The 17920-nt window shown below is 43.2% G+C and carries 21 protein-coding genes; all 21 read left to right on the top strand.

The features are described from left to right. The first annotated feature begins 5 nt into the window (after positions 1-5). The 21 genes from fabD to sucD all read left to right on the top strand — a co-directional run bounded on the left by fabD (position 6) and on the right by sucD (position 17869). Positions 6-947, top strand: a complete 942-nt coding sequence (fabD, locus tag HNQ82_RS03160; protein WP_183247083.1) for an ACP S-malonyltransferase — start codon at positions 6-8, stop codon at positions 945-947. Positions 948-949: 2 nt separating this feature from the next. Beyond that, positions 950-1687, top strand: a complete 738-nt coding sequence (fabG, locus tag HNQ82_RS03155; RefSeq protein WP_183247081.1) for a 3-oxoacyl-[acyl-carrier-protein] reductase — start codon at positions 950-952, stop codon at positions 1685-1687. A gap of 58 nt (positions 1688-1745) precedes the next feature. Next, on the top strand, positions 1746-1982 hold the full coding sequence (gene acpP / locus HNQ82_RS03150; protein WP_183247079.1) for an acyl carrier protein: 237 nt from the start codon (positions 1746-1748) through the stop codon (positions 1980-1982). Between the two features lie 69 nt (positions 1983-2051). Next, on the top strand, positions 2052-2768 hold the full coding sequence (gene rnc, locus HNQ82_RS03145; protein ID WP_032099748.1) for a ribonuclease III: 717 nt from the start codon (positions 2052-2054) through the stop codon (positions 2766-2768). A 59-nt stretch (positions 2769-2827) separates the two neighbouring features. Then, entirely contained in the window at positions 2828-6388 is a 3561-nt protein-coding gene (smc, locus tag HNQ82_RS03140; protein WP_183247076.1) for a chromosome segregation protein SMC, read from the top strand. Between the two features lie 6 nt (positions 6389-6394). Further along, positions 6395-7393, top strand: coding sequence for a signal recognition particle-docking protein FtsY (gene ftsY, locus HNQ82_RS03135; protein WP_183247074.1), 999 nt, complete (start codon positions 6395-6397; stop codon positions 7391-7393). A gap of 72 nt (positions 7394-7465) precedes the next feature. Next, positions 7466-7798, top strand: a complete 333-nt coding sequence (locus tag HNQ82_RS03130) for a putative DNA-binding protein (protein ID WP_032099746.1) — start codon at positions 7466-7468, stop codon at positions 7796-7798. A gap of 12 nt (positions 7799-7810) precedes the next feature. Then, a complete protein-coding gene (gene ffh / locus HNQ82_RS03125) occupies positions 7811-9151 on the top strand; it encodes a signal recognition particle protein (protein ID WP_032099745.1) in 1341 nt (446 codons plus the stop codon). 95 nt (positions 9152-9246) lie between these two features. Next, positions 9247-9519, top strand: coding sequence for a 30S ribosomal protein S16 (gene rpsP / locus HNQ82_RS03120; RefSeq protein ID WP_004891099.1), 273 nt, complete (start codon positions 9247-9249; stop codon positions 9517-9519). 3 nt (positions 9520-9522) lie between these two features. After that, entirely contained in the window at positions 9523-9750 is a 228-nt protein-coding gene (locus HNQ82_RS03115; protein WP_032099744.1) for a KH domain-containing protein, read from the top strand. 48 nt (positions 9751-9798) lie between these two features. Further along, the gene (locus tag HNQ82_RS03110; RefSeq protein WP_032099743.1) at positions 9799-10182 is read left to right on the top strand and encodes a YlqD family protein; all 384 of its coding nucleotides are present in this window, start codon (positions 9799-9801) and stop codon (positions 10180-10182) included. Continuing rightward, complete coding sequence (rimM, locus tag HNQ82_RS03105) at positions 10182-10703, top strand: ribosome maturation factor RimM (RefSeq protein WP_280790527.1); 522 nt, start codon at positions 10182-10184, stop codon at positions 10701-10703. The genes HNQ82_RS03110 and rimM overlap by 1 nt, the downstream gene beginning before the upstream one ends. After that, positions 10700-11437, top strand: a complete 738-nt coding sequence (gene trmD / locus HNQ82_RS03100) for a tRNA (guanosine(37)-N1)-methyltransferase TrmD (RefSeq protein WP_183247072.1) — start codon at positions 10700-10702, stop codon at positions 11435-11437. The genes rimM and trmD overlap by 4 nt, the downstream gene beginning before the upstream one ends. A gap of 125 nt (positions 11438-11562) precedes the next feature. Continuing rightward, positions 11563-11907 (top strand): 50S ribosomal protein L19, encoded by a 345-nt coding sequence (gene rplS, locus HNQ82_RS03095; protein WP_003394943.1) that lies wholly within the window; start codon positions 11563-11565, stop codon positions 11905-11907. Between the two features lie 72 nt (positions 11908-11979). Continuing rightward, positions 11980-12531, top strand: a complete 552-nt coding sequence (lepB, locus tag HNQ82_RS03090; RefSeq protein ID WP_183241596.1) for a signal peptidase I — start codon at positions 11980-11982, stop codon at positions 12529-12531. A 14-nt stretch (positions 12532-12545) separates the two neighbouring features. Then, positions 12546-13400 carry a ribosome biogenesis GTPase YlqF gene (gene ylqF, locus HNQ82_RS03085; protein ID WP_183247070.1) on the top strand — a complete coding sequence of 285 codons (855 nt, stop codon included), beginning with the start codon at positions 12546-12548 and terminating at the stop codon, positions 13398-13400. Between the two features lie 57 nt (positions 13401-13457). Further along, positions 13458-14237, top strand: coding sequence for a ribonuclease HII (locus tag HNQ82_RS03080; RefSeq protein ID WP_183247068.1), 780 nt, complete (start codon positions 13458-13460; stop codon positions 14235-14237). Between the two features lies 1 nt (position 14238). Further along, complete coding sequence (locus HNQ82_RS03075; RefSeq protein WP_183247066.1) at positions 14239-15405, top strand: hypothetical protein; 1167 nt, start codon at positions 14239-14241, stop codon at positions 15403-15405. Then, complete coding sequence (locus HNQ82_RS03070) at positions 15402-15668, top strand: EscU/YscU/HrcU family type III secretion system export apparatus switch protein (RefSeq protein WP_183241588.1); 267 nt, start codon at positions 15402-15404, stop codon at positions 15666-15668. The genes HNQ82_RS03075 and HNQ82_RS03070 overlap by 4 nt, the downstream gene beginning before the upstream one ends. Positions 15669-15786: 118 nt before the next feature. After that, complete coding sequence (gene sucC, locus HNQ82_RS03065; protein ID WP_009732872.1) at positions 15787-16947, top strand: ADP-forming succinate--CoA ligase subunit beta; 1161 nt, start codon at positions 15787-15789, stop codon at positions 16945-16947. 19 nt (positions 16948-16966) lie between these two features. Beyond that, positions 16967-17869 (top strand): succinate--CoA ligase subunit alpha, encoded by a 903-nt coding sequence (sucD, locus tag HNQ82_RS03060; protein ID WP_183247064.1) that lies wholly within the window; start codon positions 16967-16969, stop codon positions 17867-17869. Positions 17870-17920 lie beyond the last annotated feature (51 nt).

The raw sequence follows: 17920 nt of genomic DNA, 5'->3' as shown, positions 1-17920 counted from the left end.
GCATGATGGGGAAAATCGCATTTATTTTTCCAGGACAAGGTTCACAAACGGTCGGCATGGGAAAAGAATGGGCGGAAAAAGATGAAGCAGTAGCTGCTGTTTTTCGCCAAGCGGATGAACGATTGCAAGTTTCTTTGTCACAGCTCATTTTTGAAGGTCCACAAGACGTATTAACAAAAACTGAAAATGCCCAACCGGCATTATTGACGACAAGCATCGCATTTTTACAAAAAGTAAAAGAAGCCGGTATTGTTCCGCATTATGTTGCAGGACATAGCCTCGGGGAATATAGCGCGCTTGTTGCAGCATCTGTGCTGTCGTTTTCTGACGCTGTATATGCGGTGCGTAAGCGCGGAGAATTGATGGAAAAAGCAGTGCCGTCAGGACAAGGAACGATGGCCGCGGTGCTTGGTATGGATGAAGCGTTATTACAACAAGTTGTCGATGAAGCATCAACGGAATCATCACCTGTGCAATTAGCGAACTTAAACTGTCCGGGACAAATTGTCATTTCAGGGGCAAAAGAAGCGGTCGAGCGAGCATCGCAACTTGCGAAAGAAAAAGGGGCGAAGCGGGTTATTCCGCTTGAAGTGAGCGGGCCGTTTCATTCGAGTTTAATGAAGCCTGCAGCAGAACAGTTTTCAGCGGTGCTTAACACATTGTCGTTTCAACCAAGTGAAGTGCCTATCATTTCGAACGTGACAGCTGAGCCAATGACAGATCCAACGGAAATCAAACATCGTCTCGTTGAACAGTTGTATTCGCCAGTTCGTTGGGAACAATCTATACAAACGATGATTGATTTAGGTGTAGATACGTTTATTGAAATTGGTCCTGGAAAAGTATTAAGCGGTCTTGTGAAAAAAATAAACCGTCATGTCAACGTCTATTCGATCTTTGATGAAGCTTCGTTTATAGCGACGGTGGCTGCGGTGAAAGGGGAATAAAGATGGAAGGAAAAGTAGCGATTGTGACAGGGGCGTCACGTGGCATTGGGCGCGAAATTGCTTTGCATCTCGCTCGTCTTGGCGCAAAAGTAGCGGTCAATTATGCAGGAAGTGAAACGAAAGCAAATGAAGTTGTCGCTCAAATTGTCGAGCATGGCGGCGAAGCGTTCGCTGTACAAGCGGATGTCGCAAATAGCGAAGCGGTCGAGCGCATGGTGAAAGAAGTGCTTGAGCGTTGGGGGCGCATCGACATTTTAGTTAACAACGCAGGCATTACGCGCGACAACTTGCTTATGCGCATGAAAGAAGAAGAATGGGATGCGGTCATCAATACGAACTTAAAAGGTGTCTTTTTATGCACAAAAGCGGTGACGCGTCCGATGATGAAACAACGATACGGTCGAATTGTAAACGTGGCGTCTATTGTCGGCGTAAGTGGTAATCCAGGGCAAGCAAACTATGTTGCTGCAAAAGCAGGTGTCATCGGGCTAACAAAAACAGCCGCAAAAGAGCTTGCGAGCCGAAACATTACGGTAAATGCCGTTGCGCCTGGATTTATTACGACAGATATGACCGATCAATTAAGCGAAGATGTGCGCCAAGCGATGCTGCAACAAATTCCGCTTGCTCGCTTTGGAAATCCACAAGATATTGCGCATGTCGTAGCGTTTCTCGTTTCAGATGGGGCAAGCTATATGACAGGGCAAACGATTCATGTTGATGGCGGCATGGTCATGTAAAAATTCGTTTTATTTTCTGATATAATTCAGTATAATGACTTGAGGGGAGGTGAATAAAATGGCAGATGTGTTAGAGCGTGTAACGAAAATTATTGTTGATCGCCTTGGTGTTGAGGAGTCACAAGTAACGCTTGAATCTTCATTCAAAGAAGATTTAGGAGCAGATTCGCTTGATGTCGTTGAGCTTGTTATGGAATTAGAAGATGAATTTGATATGGAAATTTCAGATGAAGAGGCGGAGAAAATTGTTACTGTCGGTGACGCAGTAAACTACATACAAAGCCGTCTATCATAATAAGAAAAGTCCCGTTTTGTAAGCGGGGCTTTCTATGCTTTTTACGTTTATAGTTGGGGGTTCATATGCATGTCGAAGCAACGACCGTACGTGAAATTTAAACAGTTTCAAGAGCAAATCGGCATTTTTTTTCGCAATGAAAAATTGCTTATTCAAGCATTTACCCATTCATCATATGTGAATGAGCATCGGAAGCGGCTACATGAAGATAATGAGCGCCTTGAATTTTTAGGGGACGCGGTTCTTGAATTGACCGTTTCTCAATATTTATTTGAACAGTTTCCACAAATGAGCGAAGGGGAACTAACGAAACTGCGCGCAGCGATTGTTTGCGAACCGTCGCTCGTTACGTTCGCTCATGCGCTATCGTTTGGCGATCTCGTCTTGCTCGGAAAAGGAGAAGAGCTAACAGGAGGGCGCATGCGTCCGTCGTTGTTAGCGGACGTGTTTGAAGCGTTTATCGGGGCGCTTTATTTAGATCAAGGGATTGAAGCAGTCGTACAATTTTTAGAGAAAACGATGTTCCCGAAAATTCGCCAAGGTGCTTTTTCTCATGTGATGGATTACAAAAGTCAACTACAAGAACTTGTGCAACGTGATGGTAGCGGAGTTTTAGAATATAAAATTTTACAAGAAAAAGGTCCTGCCCATAATAAAGAATTCGTATCGCGCGTATCGTTAAATGGCGAAGAGCTCGGCATTGGAGTTGGACGCTCGAAAAAAGAGGCAGAGCAACGCGCCGCACAGATGGCATTAGCTAAGCTAAAACAATTACAACAAGGCTGATCCAGTGCGAAAGGACAGCCTTGTTTACTGTCACATCTTTTAGATAAAGGGGGATATATGTGTTCCTCAAACGTTTAGAAGCTATCGGATTTAAATCTTTTGCGGATCGCATTTCTATCGACTTTGTTCCGGGTATGACGGCAATCGTCGGTCCGAACGGAAGCGGGAAAAGCAACATTACAGATGCGATTCGTTGGGTGCTCGGGGAACAATCGGCGAAGTCGCTTCGCGGAGCAAAAATGGAAGACGTCATCTTCTCAGGAAGTGAATCGCGAAAACCTTTAAATGTCGCTGAAGTGACGCTAACGCTCGACAATAGCGATCAATTTTTGCCGCTCGAATACGAAGAAGTAAGCGTCACAAGACGCGTCTATCGTTCAGGCGATAGCGAATTTTTTATTAACAAGCAACCTTGCCGCTTAAAAGACATTGTCGATTTGTTTATGGATTCGGGTGTCGGACGCGAAGCTTTCTCAATCATTAGCCAAGGAAAAGTAGAAGAAATTTTAAGTAGTAAAGCAGAAGATCGGCGCATGATTTTTGAAGATGCAGCGGGTGTGTTAAAATATAAAATGAGGAAAAAAAAGGCTGAACACAAGCTGAGCGAAACAGAAGATCATTTGCAGCGGGTGCAAGATATTTTACACGAATTAAATCAACAGCTTGAACCGTTGAAACAACAAGCATCGATTGCAAAAGAATATATCGAGAAAAAAGAACAATTACAGACGTATGAAGTCGGATTAATCGTCTATGAAATTGAACAGCTACATGAAAAATGGGAAGCGCTCAAAGCGCAACTCGCTTTACATGAACAAAACGAGATGGAACTAGCGACGACAATACAAAAAGAAGAAGCGCATATCGCTCAGTTGCGGCATGAACTGACAGCGCTTGATGAATCGATTGATGGCTTACAACAAGTGTTATTGCTTGTGAGCGAAGAACTCGAAAAAATGGAAGGAAAAAAACAATTATTAAAAGAGCGAAAAAACAATGCTCATAAGCAACAACAACAAATCGAACGGACGATCGCGCAACTTGCTGAGCGCGAACGTGTACTTGAAGCGACGATTGCCGAAAAAAAGAAGTTGCTTCAACAGCTTCAAACAGATGTGCGGATGCTTCAAACACAATTAAAAGAACAAAATAACGTCCTTTCCGCTTACGGTCCAAAAGCGGAGGCGGAAATTGAGCGATTAAAAAGCGAATATATTGATCTCGTTCATGAGCAAGCGACGTTAAAAAATGAACGGATGCATATCGAGACACAGCTACAAAAAAACGAAGAAAAGCAACGGCAACTCATCGCTGCAAACGATGAACATATTCAAGCATACGAGCACATCGTCGAACAATGGGAGCAAAAACAACAACTCATTCAAAAACTGCAAGAGCGCATCAATAAACAAGAACAAACGCTTCAAGCAGAAGAACACCAATTAACGGTGCGAAAAGAACAATATCGCAAAAAAGAAGTAACGTTATACGAAGCATATCAATATGTACAAAAAATAAAATCAAAAAAAGAAATGCTTGAAGCGATGCAACAAGAGTACGCCGGATTTTTCCAAGGTGTAAAAGAAGTGTTAAAAGCGAAAGATCGCCTCTTAGGCATTCATGGAGCAGTCGTTGAGCTGATGACGGTGCCTTCAGAGCTAGAGACAGCGATCGAAGTAGCGCTTGGAGGAGCTGCGCAACATATTGTTGTGGAAAATGAACAAAGCGCTCGCGCAGCCATTCAATTTTTAAAGCAAAATAAATATGGGCGCGCAACATTTTTGCCGCTCAACGTCATTCAACGAAAAACGCTTCCTTCATCGGTGCGTGCGGACATTGCCAAACATCCAGCTTACGTGGGTGTCGCTTCCGATTTAATTTCGTATGACGCAACGTACGAACAAATTATGACAAACATTCTTGGAACGGTCATTATTACACGCGATTTAAAAGGGGCAAATGAGCTTGCACGCCAATTGCAATATCGTTACCGTCTCGTCACGCTTGAAGGAGACGTTGTGAATCCTGGTGGAGCGATGACGGGGGGAACGGTAAATAAACAGACAAGTTCGTTATTAAGTCGTGCCCGTGAGCTAGAAGAAGTGATAGCAAACTGGCGCGATGCTGAGCGAAAAACGCTAGAGCTTGAACAGCTCGTGCAACGTGAAAAAGAAGCGATTGCAAAGGCTGAGCAAAAACGAACAGCGCTTTATACCGAACTAGAAGCGAGCCGCATGGCGCTACAAGAAGAAAAAAGCGCATGGATGGAACTCGATCTTCACAAAAAGCATATGGACGAGCGACTCGCTGTATATCGTTATGAACGACAAACGCTTGAAGAAGAAAAGCAAGAGCTTACTGCTCGCCTTCATCATGTTGTGCAATTGCTTGAGACGCTCGAGCAAAAAATTGCCGACATTGACGAACAAGTAAAGCAATGGACAGAGAAAAAACAACTCGAGCAACAATCAAAAGAACAAATGCAAGAACAGCTTACCGCTTTGAAAGTGGCGCTCGCCGAAAAGCAAGAACATGTGAGAAACGAAGAGCAACACGTGCGCCGACTCATCGAAGAATGGGAAGAAACAAAGCGAACTCGTGCACAAATGGAGCATGAGCGCAACCAACTTCTCTATCATATGAATGAACAAACGGAAGATGAGCAACAACTCGAACGAATATGCGAAGAAAAAATGAAGCAAAAAGAAGAAACGATTCAGCTCATCGCAAGTCGACGTGAACAGCGACTAGACTATCAAACGAAGCTTGAACAGTTCGAAAAAGAAATAAAAGAATTGAAACGTCAACATAAACAACTAACCGATACGTTAAAAGACGAAGAAGTGAAGCTCGCTCGCTTTGATATGGAGCTTGATCACCTGCTAAACAAACTTCGCGAAGAATATAAATTGTCATTTGAAGCTGCAAAAGAAGCGTTTCCACTAACAATTCCAGCGCAAGAAGCGCGGAAAAAAGTAAAACTCATTCAACTCGCCATCGACGAGCTTGGAACGGTCAACCTTGGAGCGATTGAGGAATATGAACGAGTGTCAGAGCGTCATCGCTTTTTAACGGAACAAAAAGAAGATTTACAGCGAGCGAAAGATACATTGTATCAAGTCATTGACGAAATGGACGATGAAATGAAACGAAGATTTGCGACGACGTTTGAACAAATTCGCGCTCAATTTGCTCGTGTGTTCGTCGAATTGTTTGGAGGAGGCAAGGCGGATTTGCAACTGACGGATCCGAGCGACTTGCTTCATACCGGTGTCGATATTGTCGCCCAACCGCCAGGAAAAAAATTGCAACATTTAAGCTTATTATCAGGCGGTGAGCGAGCGTTGACGGCGATTGCTCTTTTATTTGCTATTTTAAACGTTCGACCTGTTCCGTTTTGTGTGCTCGATGAAGTAGAAGCCGCACTCGATGAAGCAAACGTACAACGATATGCGAAATATTTGAAAAAATTTAGCAACGAAACGCAATTTATCGTTATTACGCATCGAAAAGGAACGATGGAAGAAGCGGATGTACTATATGGGGTAACGATGCAACAATCAGGTGTATCGAAACTTGTTTCCGTTCGACTCGAAGAAGCAGCTGGAAAGAAAGGATGAAAAACGATGAGCTTTTTTAAAAAACTAAAAGAAAAAATTGCAAAACAAGCGGATACGGTAACGGAAAAGTTTAAGCGCGGCTTAGAAAAAACGCGCGACTCATTCGCTGGAAAAGTAAATGATTTAATCGCTCGTTATCGAAAAGTGGACGAAGAGTTTTTTGAAGAGCTAGAAGAAATTTTAATTGCTTCAGACGTCGGTGTTGCAACGGTGATGGATTTTATTGATGAGTTGAAAATGGAAGTAAAACGCCGCAACATTCAAGATCCAAAGGAAATGTATAGTGTCATTTCCGAAAAACTCATTGACATATATCAAGCAAGCGGGGACGAAACGACAGAACTAAACATTCAGCCAAACGGTTTAACGGTCATTTTATTCGTCGGTGTCAACGGTGTCGGAAAAACAACGACAATTGGAAAGTTGGCATACAAATTAAAAAACGAAGGAAAAAAAGTGATGCTTGCTGCAGGCGATACGTTCCGTGCCGGTGCGATTGAACAGCTTGAAGTATGGGGCGAGCGCGTTGGCGTCGAAGTGATTAAACAATCGGCAGGCTCAGATCCTGCTGCGGTCATGTACGATGCCATTCAAGCAGCAAAATCACGAAACGTTGACATTTTATTGTGCGACACTGCTGGGCGCTTACAAAATAAAGTTAATTTAATGAAAGAGCTAGAAAAAGTGAAGCGCGTCATTGAACGGGAAGTGCCGGGCGCACCGCATGAAGTGTTGCTTGTGTTAGATGCAACGACAGGACAAAATGCGATGAGCCAGGCGAAAACGTTTAAAGAAGCAACGAACGTTACCGGCATTGTGCTCACGAAATTAGATGGAACGGCAAAAGGTGGCATTGTGTTAGCGATCCGCCATGAGTTAAACATTCCTGTGAAGTTTGTTGGTTTAGGAGAAAAAATGGACGACTTAGAGCCGTTTAACGCTGAACAATTCGTGTACGGATTATTTTCAACGTTTATGGAACGAGAAGAGACGCAAGGAGAATGACTTGACAGCATCGGCTAAAACATATACACTAAAGTCATGTAAAGGCGTTTCACTTAACAGGGGGGGAGTTTCATGCTAGAAAAAACAACGAGAATGAACTATTTATACGATTTTTATCAATCGTTGTTGACGCCGAAGCAACGGAACTATATGTCCCTTTATTACTTAGACGATTACTCCCTCGGTGAAATTGCCGAAGAGTACGAAGTGAGTCGTCAAGCTGTATATGATAACATTAAACGAACGGAAGCGATGCTAGAAGATTATGAGCAAAAGCTATTGCTCTTTCAAAAGTTTCAGCAACGGCACAAGCTATTACATCGATTAAAAGCGCATATAGCCGAACGCTATCCGAACGATGAAGAATTGATGAGGATCGTTGAGGAGTTGGAGAAATTAGAGTAGGGGGCGGTAACGATGGCATTTGAAGGATTGGCCGACCGTCTGCAACATGTCATGAATAAAATTCGTGGCAAAGGCAAAGTCACGGAAGCCGATGTAAAAGAAATGATGCGCGAAGTGCGGCTAGCGCTATTAGAAGCGGATGTCAATTTCAAAGTCGTCAAAGACTTTGTGAAAAAGGTAAGCGAGCGAGCTATCGGACAAGAGGTAATGAAAAGCTTAACCCCAGGACAGCAAGTCATTAAAGTCGTGAAAGAAGAATTGACGGAGCTGATGGGGGGAGAGAACAGCAAAATTGCCGTAGCGAGCCGTCCACCAACAGTCGTTATGATGGTCGGTTTGCAAGGGGCAGGGAAAACGACAACGACGGGGAAATTAGCAAATTTATTACGTAAAAAACATAACCGTAAACCGTTGCTTGTCGCAGCTGACATTTATCGTCCAGCGGCGATCAAACAGCTTGAGACGTTAGGAAAGCAGCTGAACATCCCTGTGTTTTCGCTTGGCGATCAAGTGAGCCCGGTTGAAATTGCTAAGCAAGCGATCGCAAAAGCAAAAGAAGAACATCATGATTACGTATTGATCGATACCGCGGGGCGATTGCACATTGACGAAGCGCTCATGGACGAATTAAAACAAATTAAAGAAGTGACGAAACCCGATGAAATTTTCCTCGTTGTCGATGCGATGACAGGACAAGATGCGGTCAACGTCGCGCAAAGCTTTAACGAACAGCTTGGACTAACGGGCGTCATTTTGACGAAGCTCGACGGCGATACGCGCGGCGGGGCAGCATTATCGATTAAAGCAGTCACGAACACGCCAATTAAATTTGTCGGTATGGGCGAAAAACTCGATGCGCTTGAGCCGTTTCATCCGGAGCGGATGGCATCGCGTATTTTAGGGATGGGTGATGTGTTGACGCTCATCGAGAAAGCGCAAGCGGCCGTCGATGAAGAAAAAGCAAAAGAGCTCGAGCAAAAAATGCGCACCGCATCATTTACACTTGACGACTTTTTAGAACAGCTTGGGCAAGTGCGTAAACTCGGCCCACTCGATGAAATTTTAAAAATGCTTCCGGGTGCAAACAAAGTAAAAGGCTTAAATAATTTACAAATTGACGAAAAACAAATTAGCCGCGTTGAAGCGATCATTCGTTCGATGACAAAAGAAGAAAAAATGAATCCAGACATCATTAACTCAAGTCGCAAAAAGCGAATTGCCAAAGGAAGCGGAACGACAGTTCAAGACGTCAATCGGTTGTTAAAACAGTTTGACGAAATGAAAAAAATGATGAAAATGATGACAACAATGCCGAAAGGGAAAAAGAAAGGATTCCGCTTCCCGTTCATGTAAACAAAATAACGGTGTTAAGAAAAAACACTTTACAAACAAAACGTTTATTGCTAATATACTATCTTGTGTGAAATATTTTCGGAGGTGCTATCATCATGGCAGTAAAAATTCGTTTAAAACGTATGGGTGCAAAAAAATCACCATTCTATCGTATCGTTGTTGCAGACTCTCGTTCTCCACGTGACGGTCGTTTCATCGAAACAATCGGCACATACAATCCTTTAACAGAGCCTGCAGAAATTAAAATTAACGAAGAACTTGCATTAAAATGGTTGCAAAACGGTGCAAAACCATCTGACACGGTGCGCAACTTGCTTTCAAAACAAGGAATTTTAGAAAAATTCCACAACTTAAAGTACGGAAAGTAATATATGAAGACGTTGCTTGAGACAATTGTTCGGTCACTTGTCGATCATCCAGAATGCGTCGTCATTCGCGAAACGGAACAACAACAATCGATCACATATGCGATCGCGCTTCATCAAGAAGACGTTGGAAAAGTGATCGGAAAAAACGGGCGAATGATTCAAGCCATTCGCACCGTTGTTCAAGCAGCAAATGAGTCGAAGAAGCGAATAGACGTACGCATCGAAGAGTAAGGGAGAGGGAGACACCTCCCCTTTTTTCGTTCAGAAAGGCGGTGCGCCATGAAAATCATTCAAACGGTTGAAGTGAAGCAACGACTGACAGAAAAAAGCAAGCAACAACTTATACAACAATTTACAAAACAAAAACAGCAACTTGAACAACAATGTGAGCAGCTCATCTTTGAACAGAAACGAATGGAAAAGCAAACATCGTTTCCACCGAAACAAATTAAAGAAAAGTTTGAACGAGAAATGCAAGTTCGCCGTCGAAAAATAGCGGAACTTGATTTCCTGCTCGAACAATTGCGCATATTACCGATAGGAAGCGAAATAAAAGAACGAGAGGTAGAGGCGATCATCGACATTCACATTGGTGAGCGTTGGACGCCTCAAAAAACGATTGTTATTGAAGATGGAATCGTTGTTGATATACGCGAGGAGTGATCGTTGTGAAATGGTTTCATGTCGGAAAAATTGTCAATACGCATGGCATTCGCGGTGAAGTGCGCGTTATTTCACGCACAGATTTTGCAGAAGAGCGGTATAAAGTCGGAAATGTGCTATATATTTTTATGGAAAACAAGCCGCCAATTGAAGTCAAAGTGGCGAGCCATCGGGTTCATAAGACGTTTGATTTATTAACGTTTGAAGGATACGACAACATTAACTTAGTCGAACAGTTTAAAGGGGCAATCATTAAAGTACCAGAAACCCAATTACAACCGCTTAACGAAGGAGAATATTATTTTCACGAAATTATCGGTTGTACAGTCGTGACCGAAGATGGTGAAACGATTGGCGAAGTAAAAGAAATCCTAACACCGGGCGCTAATGACGTATGGGTCGTCAAACGAAAAAAAGGTGGGGATGTGTTAATCCCATACATTGCAGATGTCGTCAAACAAGTCGATGTAGAAAACAAAACGATTACGATTCATGTGATGGAAGGACTGCTTGACGAATGAAAATTGATGTGCTCACCTTATTTCCAACAATGTTTACTGGTGTTTTCAACGAGTCAATTTTAAAGCGCGCACAAGAAAAAGGAGCAGTCACGTTTCAACTCGTTAACTTTCGTGAATTTGCCGATAATAAACATCAAACGGTGGATGACTACCCTTACGGCGGGGGCGCAGGCATGGTATTAAAACCGCAACCGATTTTCGATGCTGTCGATCATTTAACGAAACAAAGCGACCATCGTCCGCGCATTATTTTACTCTGTCCACAAGGTGAACGTTACACGCAAAAAAAAGCAGAGGAACTTGCTAAAGAACAGCATATCATTTTTATTTGCGGACATTATGAAGGCTACGACGAGCGCATTCGTGAGCATCTTGTCACAGACGAAATTTCCATTGGAGATTACGTCTTAACAGGCGGAGAACTCGCAGCGATGGTCGTCATCGACAGCGTTGTTCGTCTGCTTCCAGGCGTGCTCGGCAATGAACATTCGCCCGTACACGATTCGTATAGCTCTGGCTTGCTTGAGCATCCACATTATACACGCCCTGCCGATTTTCGTGGCATGAAAGTACCAGATGTTCTTCTTTCGGGTAATCACCGTTTAATTGAAGAGTGGCGTCAAAAAGAATCGTTGCGCCGCACATGGCTGCGTCGACCAGACTTGCTGGAGACGTATGAACTAACGGAACAACAAAAAAAATGGATTGAACAATGGGAAAAAAATGAGCGGTAACTCTTGCATCCGATACATCTTTATGCTAGTATAAACGTTGTGACTTACGTCGCACGTAAAACGATGTTCCGCTGCTATGAACGATAAACATAGGCATGAGCATCTGTTGGAAGGAGATGAAGATGATGCATCATTTAATTCAAGAAATTACAAAAGAACAACTACGTAACGATCTTCCTGAATTCCGCCCTGGTGACACAGTGCGCGTTCACGTGAAAGTTGTTGAAGGAAACCGTGAACGTATCCAAGTATTTGAGGGCGTGGTTATCAAGCGTCGTGGTGGTGGAATTAGCGAAACATTTACAGTTCGTAAAGTATCTTACGGTGTAGGTGTTGAGCGTACATTCCCATTACACACGCCGAAGATTGCTAAATTAGAAGTTGTTCGTCGCGGTAAAGTTCGTCGCGCGAAATTGTATTACTTGCGTCAACTCCGCGGTAAAGCAGCACGCATCAAAGAAATCATCTAACAAACGAAATGATTGCGAGGAGCTTGATCATCAAGCTCCTTTTTCAACATGTATCATATAGGTGGGAGAAGGATGGAAAAACAAAAAAACGAATGGTTTGAATGGTTGAAAGCAATTTTGATTGCCGTAGCGTTAGCAGGAGGCATTCGCTACTTTATTTTTGCCCCGATTATCGTTGAAGGGGAATCGATGATGCCGACGTTACATAACCAAGACCGGATGATCGTCAATAAAATGGCATACAAAATTGGCGAACCAGAACGATTTGATATTATTGTGTTTCACGCCGAAGAAGGAAAAGATTATATTAAACGCGTCATTGGGTTGCCAGGCGATCGGATCGAATATAAAAACGATACGTTATACGTCAACGGAAAGCCTTACAAAGAACCTTACTTAGATGAGGAGAAAAAACAACTGTTTGATGGCCCATTAACGGAGTCGTTTACACTCGAAGAACTGTGGGGACGAAAGACGGTTCCAGAAGGTCATTTATTTGTGCTTGGGGATAATCGTCGGTATAGTAAAGATAGTCGCCATATTGGATTTATTCCGATGGAAAAAGTCGTAGGCAAAACGTCGGTCGTCTATTGGCCTCTTTCTGATGCTCGCATTGTTGAATAACATAATAAAAGTAGGTGGCAACGATGACGATTCAATGGTTCCCTGGCCACATGGCAAAAGCGAAACGGGAAGTAACAGAAAAGCTAAAGCTCATTGATATCGTATTTGAACTAGTGGACGCCCGCATCCCTATTTCATCGCGCAATCCGCTAATTGATGAAATTGTGGCAAACAAGCCGCGCATCATGTTATTAAATAAAGCCGATATGGCTGATCCAGACGTCACAAAACAATGGATTGACTTTTTCGCTGCGCAACAAATTGAAGCGCTTCCGATCGACTCACAAAGCGGAACAGGCGTCAAACAAATTGTAGCAGTAGCAAAAGAGCGGTTACGCCCAAAATTTGAAAAAATGATGGCAAAGGGAATTAAACGTCCTCGGGCGATGCGTGCGTTAATTGTCGGCATTCCAAACGTCGGAAAATCAACGCTTATTAACCGACTCGCAGGAAAACATATCGCCAAAACAGGCGATACACCAGGGGTCACGAAAGCGCAACAATGGATTAAAGTCGGCAAAGAGCTTGAACTGCTTGATACCCCAGGGATTTTATGGCCGAAGTTTGAAGATGAAGAAGTCGGATTAAAGCTTGCGACGACGGGAGCGATTAAAGATACGATTTTAAATTTGCAAGACGTTGCTGTTTATGCGTTACGTTTTTTAGCTATTTATTATCCCGATCGTTTAAAAGAACGATATGTGCTTTCGCATATTCCAGAGGACATCGTTCAACTATTTGACGAAATCGGAAAAAAGCGTGGCTGTTTAGCTGCCGGTGGCGTCGTCGATTACGATAAAGTAGCTGAGCTTGTGTTGCGCGATATTCGTACAGAAAAATTAGGCCGACTTAGTTTTGACCGCCCGTAAGGTTCGCATAAGCGAGCCTTTATTTTTTTGTTTATTTGTCGATATAAGGTGTAAGGAGTGATGACGGTGAATATACAAGAAATAAAAAAAAGGCTACAAACGATTCACGATGAAACAGATGAATGGTTTCAACAACTATTGCACGATGAACGAAAAGGCGTTCAACGTCTCATTCAACAATGGTATAAGCAAAAAGAAGAAGAAAAACGCGAACGAGAACGTTGTCTGCATATGTTGCAATATGAGCAGGCGCTATATGAAAAAGGAGTGCGCTACATCGCTGGCGTAGATGAAGTAGGACGAGGGCCGCTAGCTGGTCCGGTCGTTGCTGCAGCCGTTATTTTGCCAAAAGATGTATATATTCCTTATGTAGACGATTCAAAAAAACTATCGGAAACAAAACGTGAACAATTGTTTTCTATCATTCAACAAACGGCTCTTGCCATCGGCATTGGTGTTGTCAGCGCACGCGAAATTGACGAGTTAAACATTTACGAGGCAACGAAAAAAGCGATGGTGGCAGCCGTTCAATCGCTTTCCATCGTTCCAGAACATTTGCTTATTGATGCAATGAGCCTCCCGCTATCGATTCCGCAAACATCCATTGTGAAAGGGGATGCACATAGTATATCCATTGCAGCAAGCTCCATTATAGCAAAAGTGACGCGCGATCGCATGATGAAGCAACTAGGTGAAACATATCCGCAATATGGATTTGAGCAACATATGGGATATGGCACGAAAGCGCATTTGCAAGCGATTGAACGATATGGGGTCATTGAAGAGCATCGTCGTTCGTTCGCCCCGATTCGCGAGCGATTAAAGCGAGGAGAATGAAATGAACGTTCAATGGCTACGCACATTATTTGATGATGCACAAACGATACGTGTACCAAAAGTACCGACGTTTCAAGTTGGCGACATCATCTATGGAAAAATCGAAAAAATAAACGAAGACCGAACAGCGCTCGTTCGGGTTGGAAGTCATACACTTACAGCTGAACTGCAGTCGCCTGTCAAAGAAGGCGGCACATATACGTTTCATGTACAAAAGACATTTCCGCTTGAGCTAAAAATATTGCAACATACAGAAAAGCTGAAAGATGAAGAGAGCATCATCCGTCACTTTCGTTTACCGATGAATGAACAAACGAAGGCGCTCGTTCGCTGGATGATGGATGAATCATTTTCGTTTAAAAAGCATGACATGGCCCTTATTCGACAATGGTTACAAACAGGTGGCGAAAAGGAAGCTCAAGCAGTCAAATGGCTATTTATGCACAATTTGCCGCTTCGTGATGATGTGTTTCGTGCGTTCGTCACTTTACAGCATGATAAGCCGCTATATGAACAACGGCTTATGCTTGCGGTGCTCATTGATCGCGCTCATCCAAAAGGAACGTTAGCGACACTTTCTTCCTATTTACGCCATATGCCGACGCTTTCTTCTTTTTCGCCTGAACATATTCAACAACTGCTTGAAGAAACGATGAAACAACAAGATGAATGGTTTGTTTTATTGCAAAAAGCAGCAGAAGAAGCAACAGGTGAGTTAAAAGCGGAGATCACCTCATTACTTGATCGGATGAAAGCATATCAGTTTTTATCAACAAATGACCATTCTCTCCAACATATATTTACTCAATTTCCGTTACTCATCGGGACGCATGCAACAGATGTGACGATTCAATGGCGCGGAAAACAACGAGAAAATGGAAAAATGGATACAGACTATTGTCGCATTTTATTTTATTTGACGATGGCGACGTTAAAAGAAACGATTGTAGACGTTCACATTCAACAACGCATCGTTCATATTTCGATCATCAACGACACGCCCCGTGTAGAATTGTATGCATCTGCCCTTGAGCCGTCACTAAAGGAGAAGCTTGCTGAACATGGATACACGCTTTCTGCTGTTTCCGTTAAACCACCGATGAACAAGCGAAGCAAACGATTACCTGTTGAACCATTTTCGTATAAAGGAGTGGATTACCGCATATGAAACGAAAGCGTGCCGTTGCTTTATCGTACGACGAACAACATATTGCCCCGGTCGTTGTAGCAAAAGGAGAAGGAATGGTTGCCGAGCGTATCATTGAACGTGCGAAACAATACGACGTCCCGATTTACGAAGATAAAACGCTTGCTGCGATGCTCGGACAACTGCAGTTAAATGAGACGATTCCAGAAGAGCTGTACAAAGTCGTTGCTGAAGTATTTGCATTTATTTATCAAATAGAAAAGAAGGTAGAGGAGCGCTCGTGACCGTCGCTTCTTTTTCTTTTGTTAAAGAATTTTCTGTCTAAATGGTAGACAACTGACAAAGTATCATTATACAATGAAAGCGCTAGTACTTTTATTTTTATACATAGGAGGATGGGGTATGAATATTCATGAGTATCAAGGAAAAGAGATCCTCAGAAGCTACGGAGTGAGCGTGCCGAACGGCCGTGTAGCATTTACGGTTGAAGAAGCGGTCGAGGCAGCGAAAGAGCTCGGCAGTAGCGTTTGTGTCGTCAAAGCACAAATTCATGCCGGCGGTCGCGGAAAAGCAGGGGGAGTAAAAGTCGCAAAAAGTTTAGAAGAAGTTCGTACATACGCGAGTGAGCTATTAGGAAAAGTGCTTGTCACACACCAAACAGGTCCAGAAGGAAAAGAAGTGAAGCGCCTTTTAATCGAAGAAGGATGCGACATTAAAAAAGAATATTACATCGGACTTGTTGTCGATCGTGCAACGTCTCGCGTTGTTTTAATGGGATCAGAAGAAGGCGGAACAGAAATTGAAGAAGTCGCAGCAAAAACGCCAGAGAAAATTTTTAAAGAGTACATCGATCCAGCTGTCGGTTTACAAGCGTTTCAAGCGCGTCGCATGGCGTTTAACATCAACATTCCAAAAGAGCTTGTCAATCAAGCGGTCAAATTTATGTTAGGTTTATATCAAGTGTTCGTTGAAAAAGACTGCTCCATTGCTGAAATTAACCCGCTCGTTGTGACAGGCGACGGAAAAGTGATGGCGCTTGATGCAAAGCTCAACTTTGATTCTAACGCGCTATATCGTCATAAAGACATTTTAGAATACCGCGATTTAGATGAAGAAGATCCAAAAGAAATTGAAGCGTCCAAATACGATTTAAACTATATTTCTCTTGACGGAAACATCGGCTGCATGGTAAACGGTGCGGGCTTAGCGATGGCAACAATGGATATTATTAAATATTACGGTGGGGAGCCAGCAAACTTTTTAGACGTTGGTGGCGGTGCGACGACAGAAAAAGTAACAGAAGCGTTTAAAATCATTTTATCTGACCCGAAAGTAAAAGGCATTTTCGTTAACATTTTCGGGGGCATTATGAAATGTGACGTCATTGCAAACGGCATCGTTGAAGCGACAAAACAAGTCGGCTTAAATCTTCCGCTTGTCGTTCGTTTAGAAGGAACGAACGTTGAATTAGGGAAAAAGATTTTAGAACAGTCTGGGCTAAACATTACAGCGGCTGAATCGATGGCAGACGGCGCGCAAAAAATCGTTTCGCTAGTAAGCTAATAGAAGGGATGGGAGAAACGTGAGCGTTTTTGTTAATAAAGAGACGAAAGTAATCGTACAAGGAATTACAGGTTCACAAGGATTGTTCCATACAAAACAAATGATCGAGTACGGCACAAACATCGTCGGCGGGGTGACACCTGGAAAAGGCGGTACAGAAGTAGAAGGTGTGCCTGTGTTTGATACGGTTTCAGAAGCGGTTGAAAAAACGGGAGCGAACGCCTCAGTTATTTACGTTCCACCGGCATTTGCAGCAGATGCGATTATGGAAGCTGTCGATACAGAAATCGACTTAGTTGTTTGTATTACAGAAGGCATTCCTGTGTTAGATATGGTTAAAGTGAAGCGCTACATGGAAGGCAAGAAAACGCGCTTAATTGGTCCAAACTGCCCTGGTGTCATCACTCCAGAAGAATGCAAAATCGGCATTATGCCAGGTTACATTCATAAAAAAGGTCATGTCGGCATCGTTTCGCGTTCTGGTACGTTAACGTATGAAGCGGTACATCAATTAACACAAGCGGGCATCGGTCAATCGACAGCAGTTGGTATCGGCGGTGACCCAGTCAACGGAACAAACTTCATTGACGTATTAAAAGCGTTTAACGAAGATGAAGACACGTATGCGGTCATTATGATCGGTGAAATTGGTGGAACAGCAGAAGAAGAAGCAGCAGAATGGGTGAAAGCGAACATGACAAAACCGGTTGTCGGCTTTATCGGTGGACAAACAGCGCCTCCAGGAAAGCGTATGGGACACGCTGGTGCGATCATTTCTGGCGGCAAAGGGACAGCCGCAGAAAAAATTCAAACGATGACTGCATGTGGCATTAAAGTGGCTGAAACGCCGTCTGTGATCGGCGAAACGCTCATTTCTGTACTAAAAGAGCGCGGCTTATACGAAAAATGTAAAACACATTAATCGTCCAATCGTCCTAAGGAACAAGCCTTAGGACGATTTTTATAAAAAAGG

This window comes from Anoxybacillus tengchongensis, assembly GCF_014201585.1.
Classification (GTDB): domain Bacteria; phylum Bacillota; class Bacilli; order Bacillales; family Anoxybacillaceae; genus Anoxybacillus; species Anoxybacillus tengchongensis.
This window is presented reverse-complemented; position numbering and strand designations above follow the sequence as displayed.